The sequence below is a fragment of the Faecalibacterium sp. AF27-11BH genome (assembly GCF_003603005.1).
GTDB classification, from domain to species: Bacteria; Bacillota; Clostridia; order Oscillospirales; family Ruminococcaceae; genus Faecalibacterium; species Faecalibacterium taiwanense.
The window spans coordinates 38234-52073 of record NZ_QVGS01000001.1 but is presented as its reverse complement, the minus strand read 5'-3'; the positions used below and the strand labels follow the sequence as shown (position 1 = coordinate 52073).

The window sequence follows — 13840 nt, the reverse complement described above, 5'->3', positions numbered from 1 at the left end:
CTTTCCTGAGTCTCCCTGTGCTTCGATCAGTTTAACAAAAACTCTTTGACTTTTAGCGATAAATTATAACAAAATCGTAGATTATCATTGAAATCCCACTTCTTAGCCAAAAAAGCTCTTGATTTTTTCGCAAAAAAGACTAGAATATCCACTTGCAGAAAGGCACTTCCTGTAGGGCCTTCTGCAAAATACATTTGCGTATGGCAAGGAGATTTTAGATATGAAACTCAAGAATGTTTGTGTTGCTGTTGTTGCTCTGGCTCTGGCTGTTGGCATGACCGCTTGCGGCGGTTCTGCTTCCTCCACTGCTGCATCCTCTTCCGAGGCTGCTTCTACCAGCACTTCTGTTGCTGCTGAGGCCGAGGAGAGCGCTTCTTCCGCTGTTGCAGAGGAGAACGGTTCTTCTTCTGAGGCTGCTTCCAGCGAGGCCGCTTCTTCTGAGGCTGCTTCCAGCGAGGCTGCTTCTTCCGTTGCAGCTTGATTGCACAGCGCCTAAATTCCAATAAAAGCTGAAGCCGGGCACAGGGAGCCATGAGTTTTCCTGTGCCCGGCTTTTTACAACAAAACGCACCGGATCGTTCAACGAGAACCACCCGGCGCGTTATTTTTTATGCTCCCCAGAACAGGATGCCCAGCCCTGCGGAAATCAGGATCATGAGAATGGGGGATGGTGCCTTGCCGTTCCTTTTGCGGCACAGCAGATGCAGCGCCCACAAAAGTACAAACACTGCAATGGAGCGCGCATCCGGTACAAAGTCGGTGCTGCGGCCCGCAAAGCCCAGCAGTGTGGAAAGTGCCATATTGATTGCCGTTGCAAGGATCATCGCCACCACACAGGGACGAACGCCGCCAAGAACTGCGTTGACTCCCGCATACTTCATCAGGTTCTGCAGCACCGATGCAACGAGCAGAATGATCACAAAAGACGGCAGCACCACCCCCAGCGTGGCGCACAGCGCACCCCAGAAGCCGCCCTGTGAAGCGCCGATGAAGGTAGCCATATTGATGGCCAGCGGGCCGGGTGTGGACTCCGACACGGCAATGAAGCTGAGGAATTCGCCTTCCGTCAGCCAGCCGCGTCCTAAGACCGTTTCCCGCACCAGCGAGATCATGCCGTAGCCGCCGCCAAAGGACAGCGCGCCGATCATGAGAAAATTCCAGAAAAGTTCTACATAGATCACGGCTTCTTCTCCCCCTTCCGCAGCTGCTGTACTGCATACACCAGCAGCCCGGCCGCACCGCTGAACAGGATGAAAAAAATGGAAGAGAAGGACACTGCTGCAATGGAACAGCCCACCATCGCTGCCGCAACCGTGGTCAGGATGACAATATTGAAGACGCTGTGTTCCAGCTGCTTCAGCATTTTCAGGCCCGCCGAGAGGATCAGATAGATCACACACACCTGAATGCCGTGGAACGCACTTGCCACCACCGAAAGGCGGAGGAACTGGTCAAAGAACAGCGAGATCAGATAAATGACCGCGAAGGACGGGAGACACACCGCCACCGTAGACGCCGCCGCGCCTGCCGTACCCTCGATCTTGTAGCCGATATAGGTGGCACTGTTCACCGCCACCGGGCCGGGCGTAGACTCCGCAATTGCCACCATGTCCAGAAATTCTTCTTTTGTCACCCACTTTTTCTCTTCCACAAATTCATTTTGCAGCAAAGCCACCATGGCATAGCCGCCGCCAAACGTGAACGCTCCAATTTTGAAAAACGTCCAGAAAAGCTCCTTTGTTTTCGACATAGCCTTCTCCTTTCTTGCGCCTTATTATATCATTTTTTGTTTTGATATGATATACTTTAATGGAATATGCTGCTTTCTTTGGAAAAAGCAGAAAAAGGAGTTTAGGATATGAAAACAAAATTTGGCATCGTAGGCTGCGGATTTCTGGGCAACATTGTGGCCGATGCATGGAAGAACGGTCTGCTGCCGGACTATGAGCTGGTGGGCGTGACCAGCCGTACCCGTGCTTCGGCAGAAAAACTTGCCGCCGAGGTAGGCTGTCCCGTCTGCGATGATGTGGATGCCCTGCTGGCGCTGCAGCCGGAATACATTGTGGAGACTGCTTCGGTGGAGGCTGTGCGCGCCATGGCTGTGCCTGTACTGAAAAAAGGCGTGAATCTGGTCATTATTTCCATTGGTGCCTTTGCGGACCTTGATTTTTACGAGCAGGTCAAGGCCGCTGCCGTGGAGGGCGGTGCCAAGGTGCATCTGGCAAGCGGTGCCATTGGCGGCTTTGATGTGCTGCAGACCGTCACTCTGATGGCCGAGGCGCAGAAGCTGGCCGAGACGGCAGGCATTGAGACCCACACCGGAGCCAAAGGCTTCCGCAACACGCCCGTATGGGCCGACCACCTGCTGACCGATACCGAAAAGACCACCGTGTTCACCGGCAATGCCAAGCAGGCCATTGCCACCTTCCCCCGCCGCGTGAATGTGGCTGTTGCCACCTCGCTGGCCACCACCGGCCCGGAGATCACCGGCGTGACCATGCACTCGGTACCCGGCTGGGTGGGCGACGACCACTGCATCACCGCCGAGATCGAGGGCGTGAAGGCCGTGGTGGATATCTGCTCTTCCACCAGCGCCATTGCCGGTTGGAGCGTAGTTGCCCTGCTGCGCAACCTCTCCTCCCCCGTATGCTTCTATTAAAGGAGGGCTTTGCAGATGTTCAACAAACTGGTGGCCATTGAGCCGGTAAGCCTGATTCCTTCCGCTGAGCAGGAACTGCATCAGTACGCAAAAGAAGTGGTGCTGTACCGCGATATCCCGGCCAGCGATGACCAGATCGTGCGGCGCATCGGAGATGCCGATGCCGTGCTTCTGAGCTACACCTCCCGCATGGGCAAAAATGTGATCGAGCGCTGCCCGAATATCCGTTACATCGGCATGTGCTGCAGCCTGTATTCTGAGGAAAGCGCCAATGTGGATATCGCCTACGCCCGCACCCGCGACATCAAAGTGCTGGGCATCCGGGACTACGGCGACCGCGGCGTTGTGGAGTACGTCCTGCATGAGCTCACCGGCATCCTGCACGGTTTTGGAATGCCCATGTTGCGGGACGAGCCGGTGGAGATCACCGGGCTGAAGGCAGGCATCATCGGGCTGGGTGTGTCCGGCAAAATGATCGCCGACGCGCTGCAGTTCATGGGCGCCGACATTGCCTATTACAGCCGCACCCGCAAGCCGGATGCCGAAGCTGTGGGCATGGCCTATAAGCCGCTGGCACAGCTGCTGACCGAGAGCAAGGTGGTGTTCACCTGCCTGAACAAAAATGTCCTTCTGCTGGGCAAGGACGAATTTGCACAGCTGGGCGCAGGCAAGGTACTGTTCAACACCTCCATCGGCCCGGGCTTTGACTCTGCTGCTCTGGAACAGTGGCTTGCTCTGCCGGGCACCCACTTCTTCTGTGACACCCGTGCCGCTGCAGGCCCGGTGAGCGAGGGCTTTTTTGAACGCGAGAACGTACACTGCGCCAATGTTTCCGCCGGGCGCACCAAGCAGGCTTTTGTGCTGCTGAGCCAGAAGGTGCTGGCAAATATCCGCACTGCGCTGGGAGAATGATATAAAAAGGAAACGCTTCCCCGGCCGGGGAAGTGTTTCCTTTTAGGCTTTATTCAAAATTGTTGTGATCTCTTCCAGATTCGCCGCAAATCGGATGCCCTGCTGGCGCTGCGGCGTGGAAAGGCCTTTCTCGATCATTTTGGCAAGCAGTGCTTTCAGGCTGTCGTAGTAGCCGTTCAGATCATACAGGATGCAGGGCGCGTCCAACTGGCCCAGCGAGACCTTGGACATTACCTCTGCGATCTCTTCCAGCGTGCCGGTACCGCCGGGGAATGCGATGAAGGCATCGCCCAGCTCGATCATCTTCGTCTTGCGCTCGGTCATGTCCTTGGTGACGATCAGCTCGGTCAGGCCATCGTGCTGCAGCTCCTGCTGCACAAAGAACTGCGGTTCCACACCGGTCACCGTGCCGCCTGCGTCCAGCGCGCTCTGGGCAAGCTGACCCATCAGGCCGCTGCGGGAGCCGCCGTACACAAGGCGGTGCCCGTTTGCACCGATCCAGCTGCCCAGTTCCCGGACAGCTTCCGCCAGCGCAGGATCATTGCCCGCATTTGCTCCAAGATAGACCGTGATGTTCATGGTATTTCCCCCTTTGTTTTTTCCATTTTACCACGCAGCGGGCCGATTGAAAAGGGCCATCCCCTTGCAAATGCAGCGGCACTGTGGTATTCTTGAACGCAGAAAAAAGGGAGCCTGCAAAAGCAGGCTGAGAGTGGGCTGTTTGCCCAGACCTGTGACCTGATTTGGACAATGCCAACGTAGGGAGATACTGCTGCTTCAAAGTGCGGAGATGCCTCCTTGCGGGCATTTCCGCATTTTTTGCAAAGGAAGTTGTAACCATGAAAACTGCATTGACGATTGCCGGCAGCGATTCCAGCGGCGGTGCTGGCATCCAGGCCGATATCAAAACCATGACTGCAAACGGCGTGTACGCCATGAGCGCCATTACCGCACTGACTGCCCAGAACACCACAGGTGTGACCGGCATTTTTGAAGCCACGCCCGAATTTCTGGCACAGGAGATCGACGCCATTTTTACCGACATCTACCCGGATGCCGTCAAGATCGGCATGGTATCCTCGGCAGAGCTGATCGGTGTGATCGCCGAAAAGCTGCACACCTACGGCGCAAAGCATATCGTGGTGGACCCGGTGATGGTTGCCACCTCCGGCTCCAAGCTGCTGCGGGACGATGCCGTGCAGGCACTGACCGAAAAGCTGCTGCCCATGGCAGAGGTGGTCACCCCCAATATCCCGGAGGCTGAGATCCTTTCCGGCATGAAGATCACCGATGCGGCCGGAATGGAGGCCGCTGCAAAGCTGATCAGCGAGAAATACCACTGTGCCGTGCTGTGCAAGGGCGGCCACCAGATCAACGATACCGACGACCTTCTGTGGCGGGACGGCTGCGGCAAATGGTTCCGCGGCAAGCGCATTGCAAACCCCAATACCCACGGCACCGGCTGCACCCTGTCCAGCGCCATTGCGTCCAATCTGGCAAAGGGCTATGATCTGGATGCATCGGTGGAGCGCGCAAAGGCCTACATTTCCGGCTGTCTTTCTGCCATGCTGGATCTGGGCCACGGCTCCGGCCCGATGGACCATATGTTTGCACTGAAGGGAGAGTTTGTGGGTGAGTGAGCAGACCTTTGTGCAGCAGCTGGTGCAGGAAAGTCTGCCTGTGTGGGAGAAATGCCTGCACTCAGAATTTCTGACCCACCTTGCGGATGGCACACTGGATGAAGCCTGCTTCAAGGGCTACATCGTGGAGGACAGTCTTTACCTGCGGGAATATGCCAAGGTGTTTGCCTGGGGCATGACCAAGGCAAAGGATATGCAGACCATCCGCACCTACTATTCCCTGCTTTCCTTCGTGAATGAGAGCGAGGATGCAGCCCGCCTGCACTATCTCAAGCACTTTGGACTGACCGATGAAGGCATCCAGAGCCTGCCGCTGCGGCCGGAGAACCGTGCCTATGTGGACTCTATGATCGAAGCCGCCAAAAACGGCGAGGGCGCAGCCGAGTGCATGATGGCCTGCCTGCCCTGTATGCTGAGCTATGGCTGGATCTTCCAGAAACTGCTGGAAGAAAAGCCTTCCGTGCAGGATACCCTTTATGGTGCACTGGTGGTGGACTATGCTGGCAAGGGCTATGAGGCGGCCTGCCGCGACTGGGCCGCGTTTGCAGAAAAAGTCTGCGAAGGCCTGAGCAACGAGCGCCTTGCCCGCTGCCGCGAGATCTTCCATGCCTGCTCGGAGCACGAGCTGAACTTCTGGGCCATGGCAGCTTCCCCGCGCAGTGACCTGTAATTTTTCCTAAAATATAAAATGCACCTGGCCTGTGGGTAGAACCGCAGCAACCGGGTGCATTTGTTTTGTTCAGGGTTTCGTGGCCGCAGCCGCAGGCATGAGCCTTAGTGCCGGAAACATGGGAGCCCTAAAACAAAAACTCCCCCGGCTCTTCTGCCGAGGGAGTGGAAAAGAAAAACGCCCCTAACAGAAGAACTCTCTTCTGTCAAGGACGAATAAAATATGGCCTTTTATCCGCGGTGCCACCCTGACTTCATGGGCATGACCCCATGCACTTGGCGGGATGCCAACACATCCCCGGCAACTGACGTATGCCCTACGTTGCAGAATACTGTGCGGCGAAAGTTCTCCGCAGTTCCCTGCACCCTCAGCGGTCCATTTCGGGAAAATATAACGCAAAGTCACACTTTCCTTGACGAACTGTTTCCGGTCTGCTTCTCAGCTGCGCAGGCTCTCTGTACAGGCATGGTTCGCCGTTATCTCCGCTTCAACGGTTTAGTGTATTGAATTTGGCTATATTAAACCACGGATTTTTCGTTTGTCAATACCTGTTTGCAAATTTTTCAAAATCAGCCTATGTCCACAGTGGGTTCAGCGCTTCCGGCGGCTGTTCGTGCTAGAAAACTTCACCGCTTTTGCCGGCCTGCGACGGCTGTGCAACGCACTGTAGTAGCCAAAGGCAGTGCCGCATAAGCCGCCCACAATGTGCATGAAGTTTGCTACATTGTCGTGCACAAAAATGATATCGTACACCTGCTGACCAAAGTACAGCGCTGCAACCAGCAGCATGGTGACCGGGATGCCGCCGGAGAAGCCCGCCAGCGACGAAAGCATGATAAGCATGAACACGATGCCGGACGCGCCCAGCAGCCCCGAACGCGGGAACAGCACGCATTGCAGCACGCCGGTGACCAGAGCGGTGAACACCATGCCGCACAAAAGCGGCTTGCTGCCGTACTTTTCTTCCATTGGCGGGCCAACAACGAGCAGCAGCAGCATGTTATTCAGAAAGTGATCCCAGCTGGCATGGCCCAGCACATGGCCGAACAGCCGGATGTAGAACAGCGGGTCCTTCAGCGAGGAGCGATAGACACAGAACAGATGCATCGTCGTCCACCCGTCCGTCCACTGGTCGAGGAACAGCACCAGAAGTGACAGCAGGAAAAATGTGAGGATCACCGGGGAGTTGTACTGCAGTTCCAGTTTGAGTTTTACTTTTTTCATCCTCTTGTCTCCACCCAGTATTCGCCCATGCTCTGGCCGGGCTGGTTCGTCACTTCATCCTTGAGGTAATCGCCAAGGCCGCAGCTTTCCGGCTGCCATGCAAGGGCTGATTCCACCGTGGGGTACTCCACCTCGGCATACCAGAACTCGGTGGGCTGGCCTTCGTCCACATGGTTCACTTCCAGCACAGAACCGTCCGGCAGAGTGTAGCTGCGGCGCAGCTTCGGGATGAGAGGTTTGCCGATGATCTTGTGTTCCAAATCCTCAAACAGCGCTTTGTCGATGCTGCGCTCGATCTCCTCGCGGGCAAGGCCGCCCCCGGATTTGAAGCAGAGGATGTAGTCCGTTCTGCCGCCGGTGAGGGCTTCTTCCCGGATGCGCACAGTGGGCCGCACGCTGATATAGCCCTGCCGCATGGCAAATTCCTCCCTGAGGGGCAGCCCCTCCGGCCAGCCCTTCACCATCCATTTGCGTTCAATTTCCATAATGCATCCCTCTTTCATGCGGTTTTTTGGCATTTCTTATTTATAATAACATGATTTTGTGCTATTATAAAGGGTAGATTTTTACTCCTTCAGTCTGCTTCGCAGCCAGCTCCCTCAGTGAGGGAGCCTACCCGCACGGTAAGCGTGTCGAGCGAACGCGGGACGAAGGGAGTTCGTCCATGATAAGGAGAACCATATGAAAGAACGCGCTTACCCTGTGTATACCGTCAACAAACACGCCGAGGGCCTGCTGGTGGGCGGGCACCCCTGGGTGTACGAGAACGACATCCTCAATTCCCCGGAAAATGAGCCGGAAAACGGCACGCTGGCCGATGTGGTCAGCACCAAAGGTTCCTACCTTGGCACCGGCTTCGTTTCGCTCAAGAGCAAGATCCGCGTGCGGCTGATCTCCCGCAACGCCAATGACACCTTTGATGCAGCCTTCTGGCGCCGCCGGGTGGAATATGCATGGAACTACCGCAAAACCGTGCTGGAGCCCGCCGACCTTTCCGCCTGCCGCGTCATTTTTGGCGAAGCCGACCAGTTCCCCGGGCTGACCGTGGACCGGTTCAGCAACATCCTCGTCACGCAGACCCTGAGCGTGGGCATGGAAAAGCTCAAGCCCGTCCTCTTCCCCATTCTGGCAGAAGTCCTGCGCGCCGACGGCCAGACCATCGACGGCATCTACGAGCGCAACGATGAGGCTCTGCGCGCAAAGGAAGGTCTTGAGCAGAACAAAGGCTGGTTTGAGCTGCCCGGTGAGACTCACCCGGCAAGCACCCAGACCGAGATCTGCGAGAACGGAGTTTACTATCATGTGGACTTCGAGAACGGCCAGAAGACCGGCTTCTTCCTTGATCAGAAGTACAACCGCCGGGCGGTGGCACGCCTTGCTGCAGGTCACACCGTGCTGGACTGCTTTACCCACACCGGCAGCTTTGCACTGAACGCCGCTGCGGGCGGCGCTGCCCGTGTGACCGCCGCCGACATCAGCGCCGAGGCCATTGCCATGGCGCAGCGCAATGCCCAGCGCAACGGTCTGACCAATATGGACTTTTTGTGCGAGGACACCTTTGAGCTGCTGCCCCGCTTGGAAAGAGAGGGACACCCCTACGATTTTATCATTCTGGACCCGCCGGCCTTTACCAAGGCGCGCCGCACTGTGGAGAACGCCATGCGCGGTTACAAGGAGATCAACTACCGTGCCATGAAGCTGCTGCCTCGCGGCGGCTATCTGGCAACTGCCAGCTGCTCCCACTTTGCCACCGAGGAGCTGTTCATCAAGATGCTGCGCGCCGCTGCAAAGGATGCGCACCGCCAGCTGCGGCAGATCGAGGTGAAACAGCAAGCACCGGATCATCCGATCCTGTGGGGTGTGCCGGAGACGAATTATCTGAAGTTCTTTTTGTTCCAGGTGATCTGACCATTTAGAATGCCCTCCGCTTCGCTCTGGGCATATTTAAAGGAAATATTATTTTTATATTGGCGTTTGTCGCGGCCTGCGGGCCGCTCCAAACGCATTTTCACAAAAGGGGTCGTAGCGGGTAGTAGCATCTGCGGCTGTCACGCAACGGATAAGCCTAGGCTTTGCAAATGCAATTGTCCGTAACGACTCCTCCCGTGAAAAAACAGTTCCGGCGGGCCCGCAGGCCTGCCGGAACTGCAAATTTAAAAATATTATTTCCGCTGATATTGCCAGAGCGCAAGCGGAGGCAATTTCAAATCGTTCTGTTCCGGTTTAAAGGCTCAAAAGTCATACCAAGCTCAGTTGTGCCAAAATTCGCAGAGAGCGTTTGTGCAGAATCGTCAGATTTGTCAATTGCCTTTTTGCCCGGCAGCGGCTATAATCAAACCATAGACAGCAACGGCGCTGTGGGTCACCTCCTGACTCGCAGCGCCGTTTTTGTTAAGATGCTTTCGTACTTCTGGGTGCGGCATTGCGGCAGACCAGAATGCAGACGAAAGGATAAGAAAAATAAGATCAAGTAAGGAGTAGGATTTATGGCAGCGAATGTTATGGAAATCTACGGCAGCAAGGTCTTTAACGAACATGTGATGAAGGAGCGCCTGCCGAGCGCAACCTATAAGAGCCTGAAGAACACCCTGCACAAGGGTGCTCCGCTGGACATTGAGGTGGCAAACGTTGTGGCCAGCGTGATGAAGCGCTGGGCCATGGAGCTGGGTGCCACCCACTACACCCACTGGTTCCAGCCGCTGACCGGCATCACCAGTGAGAAGCACGATGGCTTTGTTTCCCCTGTGGGCGACGGCACCGCCATCATGGAGTTCTCCGGCAAGGAGCTGGTGCGCGGCGAGCCCGATGCATCTTCCTTCCCCTCCGGCGGTCTGCGCGCCACCTGCGAGGCCCGCGGCTACACTGCATGGGACCCCACCAGCTACGCATTCGTGAAGGATGACGTGTTGTGCATCCCCACCGCATTCGTCAGCTACACCGGCGAGGCTCTGGATAAGAAGACCCCCCTGCTGCGTTCCATGAACGCACTGTCCAATCAGGCAGTTCGCATCCTGAAGCTGTTCGGCAAGGATGTGGATTACGTCTCCACCACCGTCGGCCCCGAGCAGGAGTACTTCCTTATTAAGAAGGAAGATTACGAAGCCCGTCAGGATCTGATCCTCACCGGCCGCACCCTGTTCGGTGCCCCCTCTGCCAAGGGTCAGGAGCTGGAAGAGCACTACTTCGGTGTCATTCGTCCCGAGGTCTCCGAGTTTATGAAGGAGCTGGACGAGGAGCTGTGGAAGCTGGGCATTCCCGCCAAGACCAAGCACAACGAAGTTGCTCCCTGCCAGCATGAGCTGGCTCCCATCTTCGACACCACCAACGTTGCCATCGACCACAACCTGCTGACGATGGAGATGATGAAGAAGATCGCTCCCAAGTACGGTCTGGTCTGCCTGCAGCATGAGAAGCCTTTTGAGGGCGTGAACGGCAGCGGCAAGCATAACAACTGGTCCATGTCCACCACCCACGAGAACCTGCTCGACCCGGGCGACACCCCCATGGAGAACCTGCAGTTCCTGGTGTTCCTGGCTGCTGTCATCAAGGCTGTTGACGAGTACGCCGATCTGCTGCGCACCTCCGTTGCCACTCCCGGCAACGATCACCGTCTGGGTGCCAATGAGGCACCTCCGGCTATCATTTCCATCTTCGTGGGCGAAGAGCTGGAAGCTGTCATCGATGCTATCGCATCCGATTCCCCCTATGCCGGCCCCGTCAAGATGAAGATGGATCTGGGCGTTGATGTCCTGCCCAAGTTCAGCAAGGATACCACCGACCGCAACCGTACCTCTCCCTTTGCCTTCACCGGCAACAAGTTCGAGTTCCGTATGCCCGGTTCCGCTGAGAACCTGAGTGATGCCAACACCATCCTGAACACCGCCGTTGCAAAGGAACTGAAGGGCTACGCCGACGAGCTGGAGAGCGCTGAGGACTTTACCAGCGCCGTGATTGCTCTGGTCAAGCGCACCATCCGCGACCACCGCCGCGTCATCTTCAACGGCAACGGCTACACTGCCGAGTGGGAAGAGGAAGCTGCAAAGCGCGGTCTGCCCAACAAGAAGAACACCCCTGCTGCCCTGCCTGCCCTGATCGAGCCCAAGAACATTGCCCTGATGGAAGAGTTCGGCGTGCTGACCAAGGTAGAGATGGAGAGCCGCTACGAGGTGGAAATGGAGCACTACTCCAAGATCATCAACATCGAGGCTCTGACCATGCTGGAAATGGCCCGCAAGCAGCTGCTGCCTGCCGTCAACTCCTACATGAGCGAGCTTGCCAATACCGCAGCATCCAAACTGGCCGTCAGCGAGAGCATCAGCGTGCGCAGTGAGACCAAGACCCTGGGCCGTCTGTCCGCCGACGCCGACGCCATGAGCGACGCCATCGACACCCTGCAGGATGCCGTGGATGCCGCCAAGGCTCTGCCCTCCGAGAGCGAGAAGGCCGTTGCCTTCCACGACAACGTGCTGCCTGCAATGGATGCTCTGCGTGCCGCTGCGGACGACGCCGAGACCATCTGCGGTGAGGATTATTGGCCTCTGCCCAGCTACAGCAAGATGCTCTACTACGTCTGATCTTTCATCAGCGTAACAGCAGAATAGCATCCGTAGGCTGCGGAATTTAAAATTGCCATTCTCCTTTTCCTATTTCTTACACCAGCCTAAAGACCTGCTCCCATTCTGAGGGCAGGCCTTTAGGCGTTTTATTTGAAAGGGAAACCATTATGAGCTATTCGACCCAACAGGACATCCTTGATTTTGTGGAGGACAACAACGTCAAATTTGTGCGCTTTGCCTTCTGCGATATCTTTGGCACTCAGAAGAACATTGCCGTGCTGGCAAACGATCTGCCCAAAGCTCTGGAAGACGGTGTCTGCTTCGACGGCAGTTCCATTGCCGGCTTTATGAAGGTGGAGGAAAGCGACCTTGTGCTGCGGCCGGATCTGTCCACCGTGACTATCCTCCCCTGGCGGCCTACCGAGGGCCGGGTGATGCAGTTTTTCTGTGATGTGGAAAAGCCGGACGGCCAGCCCTTTGGCGGCAACTGCCGCGGCTTTCTGCGCAGCGTGAACCGCAAATTCAAAAAGCTGGGCATCACCTGCAATGTGGGCGCAGAGTGTGAGTTCTACCTGTTCGAGAACGATGACCGGGGCCGCCCCACCCGTATCCCCATCGACTTTGGCGGCTACTTTGATGTGGCCCCGCTGGACGCAGGCGAGAACCTCCGCCGGGACATCTGCCTGACCATGGAGCAGATGGGCATGAGCCCTCAGCACAGCCATCACGAAAGCGGCAACGGCCAGAACGAGATCGACTGCCACCACGCAGGCCCCCTCAAGACCGCCGACAACGTGATGATGTTCAAGCAGATCGTGCGCGCCATTGCCACCCGCAGCGGCATCCATGCAAGCTTCCTGCCCAAGCCCCTGCCGGATCAGGCAGGCAGCGGCCTGCACATCAACCTGTCCCTTTACATGGATGGCCGCAACCTGTTTGAGGGCGACATTGCCCCGGACAGCATTGCAGGCAGCTTTATGGCCGGTGTGCTGGCCCACAGCCGGGAGCTGACCGTGTTCACCAACCCTCTGCCCAACAGCTATCAGCGCTTTGGCTGCGATGAAGCGCCCCGCTATGTGAGCTGGAGCCGCCAGAACCGCAGCCAGCTGGTGCGCATCCCGCAGGTAAAGGGCGACAACTGCCGCATGGAGCTGCGCAGCCCGGACCCTGCCTGCAACCCCTATCTGGCCATTGGTCTGGTTCTGGCTGCCGGATTGGACGGCATCGAGAACCGCATGGTGCTCTCTGCCCCTGTGAACAAGAATCTGTTCGACCCCTCTATGGCTGAGGGCCTCAGCCTTGAGACTCTGCCCGCCAGTCTGGAAGAGGCCGTGCAGGCTGCGGAGGAGAGCGAATTTTTGCGCAGAGTGCTGCCCGAGCAGCTTGCCAGCCGCTACTTTACGGAAGAACTGAAGCGCTGCGAAGCACTGAAACACGCGTCCGACCCTGTTGAGTACGAGCGTACCCATTACTTCAACGCCATCTGACCCCTGCAAAAGAGAGTGTGTAGGAGAAAGGAGCGAAGGAAATGGGACGTGCACTGATCGTAAGTGCCGGTGCAAGCTCCAACGAGTATATCGCTGCACGGCTGACCGAAATGGGCTACAGCCGCCCGGTGATCATTCCCAGCGGGGCCGAAGCCCGGCGGCGCATGACGGAATCGGATTTTGAGCTGATCGTGGTCAACTCTCCCCTGCCCGATGAATTCGGGCATGAGGTGTGCATCAATGCTGTGGAAAAAACAGATGCCGGTGTCGTGTTTCTGGTCAAGGCCGCACAGGCTGAGCAGCTTTTGGGACCTTTGAGCGAACAGGGGGTATTGCTGCTGTCAAAGCCCTTCAGCACCGCCTTTTTTGTGCAGGCCATGCACATGGCGGCGGCGGGCAACCACCGCCTGCTGCGTGCCCGGCAGGAGAACGCCCGCTTACAGGAAAAGATCGCACAGGTGCGGCTGGTCAGCCGGGCAAAATGCTGCCTTGTGGAGCACGAGCACATGACCGAAGCCGAGGCACACCGCTACATAGAAAAACAGGCCATGGATACCCGTCGTGACCGCACAGAAATTGCACAGGAAGTCCTTGAAAATTATGAGGACATGGGTGTATAATATTGGATTGGGAAAAGTATCCTTGCTTTCACCGGCTCATTTTGGGAAAGGCTGAGAGCAAGACCGTTCACC

15 protein-coding genes and 1 riboswitch are annotated in these 13840 nt (G+C 56.8%); of the genes, 10 read left to right on the top strand and 5 right to left on the bottom strand.

What is annotated here, in order from left to right; genetic code table 11:
- Nucleotides 1–220 precede the first annotated feature (220 nt).
- Complete coding sequence (locus DWY76_RS00225) at nucleotides 221–481, top strand: hypothetical protein (RefSeq protein WP_120079211.1); 261 nt, start codon at nucleotides 221–223, stop codon at nucleotides 479–481.
- A 127-nt stretch (nucleotides 482–608) separates the two neighbouring features.
- On the opposite strand, the gene DWY76_RS00220 is transcribed toward DWY76_RS00225, so the two are convergent.
- Together DWY76_RS00220 and DWY76_RS00215 are read right to left on the bottom strand one after the other, a co-directional pair.
- Nucleotides 609–1181: a chromate transporter gene (locus tag DWY76_RS00220; RefSeq protein ID WP_120079209.1), complete on the bottom strand. Its 573-nt coding sequence runs from the start codon at nucleotides 1179–1181 to the stop codon at nucleotides 609–611.
- Nucleotides 1178–1750: a chromate transporter gene (locus DWY76_RS00215; RefSeq protein WP_120079207.1), complete on the bottom strand. Its 573-nt coding sequence runs from the start codon at nucleotides 1748–1750 to the stop codon at nucleotides 1178–1180. Before DWY76_RS00215 ends, DWY76_RS00220 begins: the two co-directional genes overlap by 4 nt.
- Before the next feature lie 108 nt (nucleotides 1751–1858).
- Between DWY76_RS00215 and DWY76_RS00210 the strand changes: the two genes are divergently transcribed.
- Together DWY76_RS00210 and DWY76_RS00205 are read left to right on the top strand one after the other, a co-directional pair.
- Nucleotides 1859–2659, top strand: a complete 801-nt coding sequence (locus DWY76_RS00210; protein WP_120079205.1) for an aspartate dehydrogenase domain-containing protein — start codon at nucleotides 1859–1861, stop codon at nucleotides 2657–2659.
- A 15-nt stretch (nucleotides 2660–2674) separates the two neighbouring features.
- Complete coding sequence (locus DWY76_RS00205; protein WP_120079203.1) at nucleotides 2675–3571, top strand: NAD(P)-dependent oxidoreductase; 897 nt, start codon at nucleotides 2675–2677, stop codon at nucleotides 3569–3571.
- A gap of 42 nt (nucleotides 3572–3613) precedes the next feature.
- Here the strand turns inward: DWY76_RS00205 and DWY76_RS00200 are convergent, their stop codons facing one another.
- Nucleotides 3614–4150, bottom strand: a complete 537-nt coding sequence (locus DWY76_RS00200) for a TIGR00730 family Rossman fold protein (RefSeq protein WP_097774947.1) — start codon at nucleotides 4148–4150, stop codon at nucleotides 3614–3616.
- 96 nt (nucleotides 4151–4246) lie between these two features.
- A riboswitch (TPP riboswitch) is annotated at nucleotides 4247–4353 on the top strand.
- Nucleotides 4354–4410: 57 nt separating this feature from the next.
- On the opposite strand from DWY76_RS00200, the gene thiD reads away from it, so the two are divergent.
- Together thiD and DWY76_RS00190 are read left to right on the top strand one after the other, a co-directional pair.
- A complete protein-coding gene (gene thiD / locus DWY76_RS00195; protein ID WP_120079201.1) occupies nucleotides 4411–5211 on the top strand; it encodes a bifunctional hydroxymethylpyrimidine kinase/phosphomethylpyrimidine kinase in 801 nt (266 codons plus the stop codon).
- Entirely contained in the window at nucleotides 5204–5881 is a 678-nt protein-coding gene (locus tag DWY76_RS00190) for a TENA/THI-4 family protein (RefSeq protein ID WP_120079199.1), read from the top strand. Before thiD ends, DWY76_RS00190 begins: the two co-directional genes overlap by 8 nt.
- A 591-nt stretch (nucleotides 5882–6472) precedes the next feature.
- Here DWY76_RS00190 and DWY76_RS00185 read toward each other — a convergent pair.
- Both DWY76_RS00185 and DWY76_RS00180 read right to left on the bottom strand, forming a co-directional pair.
- The gene (locus DWY76_RS00185) at nucleotides 6473–7105 is read right to left on the bottom strand and encodes a rhomboid family intramembrane serine protease (RefSeq protein WP_005941761.1); all 633 of its coding nucleotides are present in this window, start codon (nucleotides 7103–7105) and stop codon (nucleotides 6473–6475) included.
- Entirely contained in the window at nucleotides 7102–7590 is a 489-nt protein-coding gene (locus DWY76_RS00180; RefSeq protein ID WP_120079198.1) for a CYTH domain-containing protein, read from the bottom strand. The genes DWY76_RS00185 and DWY76_RS00180 overlap by 4 nt, the downstream gene beginning before the upstream one ends.
- A gap of 196 nt (nucleotides 7591–7786) precedes the next feature.
- Here DWY76_RS00180 and DWY76_RS00175 point away from each other — a divergent pair, with 196 nt between their 5' ends.
- The 5 genes from DWY76_RS00175 (at nucleotide 7787) to DWY76_RS00160 (ending at nucleotide 13768) form a co-directional block, all read left to right on the top strand.
- Nucleotides 7787–9013 carry a class I SAM-dependent rRNA methyltransferase gene (locus DWY76_RS00175; protein ID WP_005937333.1) on the top strand — a complete coding sequence of 409 codons (1227 nt, stop codon included), beginning with the start codon at nucleotides 7787–7789 and terminating at the stop codon, nucleotides 9011–9013.
- A 170-nt stretch (nucleotides 9014–9183) separates the two neighbouring features.
- Entirely contained in the window at nucleotides 9184–9579 is a 396-nt protein-coding gene (locus DWY76_RS13885; RefSeq protein WP_207665808.1) for a hypothetical protein, read from the top strand.
- Between the two features lie 12 nt (nucleotides 9580–9591).
- Nucleotides 9592–11679, top strand: a complete 2088-nt coding sequence (locus DWY76_RS00170) for a glutamine synthetase III (RefSeq protein WP_120079196.1) — start codon at nucleotides 9592–9594, stop codon at nucleotides 11677–11679.
- Nucleotides 11680–11828: 149 nt separating this feature from the next.
- Nucleotides 11829–13148 carry a glutamine synthetase family protein gene (locus tag DWY76_RS00165; protein WP_005937322.1) on the top strand — a complete coding sequence of 440 codons (1320 nt, stop codon included), beginning with the start codon at nucleotides 11829–11831 and terminating at the stop codon, nucleotides 13146–13148.
- Nucleotides 13149–13189: 41 nt separating this feature from the next.
- The gene (locus DWY76_RS00160; protein WP_005937320.1) at nucleotides 13190–13768 is read left to right on the top strand and encodes an ANTAR domain-containing protein; all 579 of its coding nucleotides are present in this window, start codon (nucleotides 13190–13192) and stop codon (nucleotides 13766–13768) included.
- Nucleotides 13769–13840 lie beyond the last annotated feature (72 nt).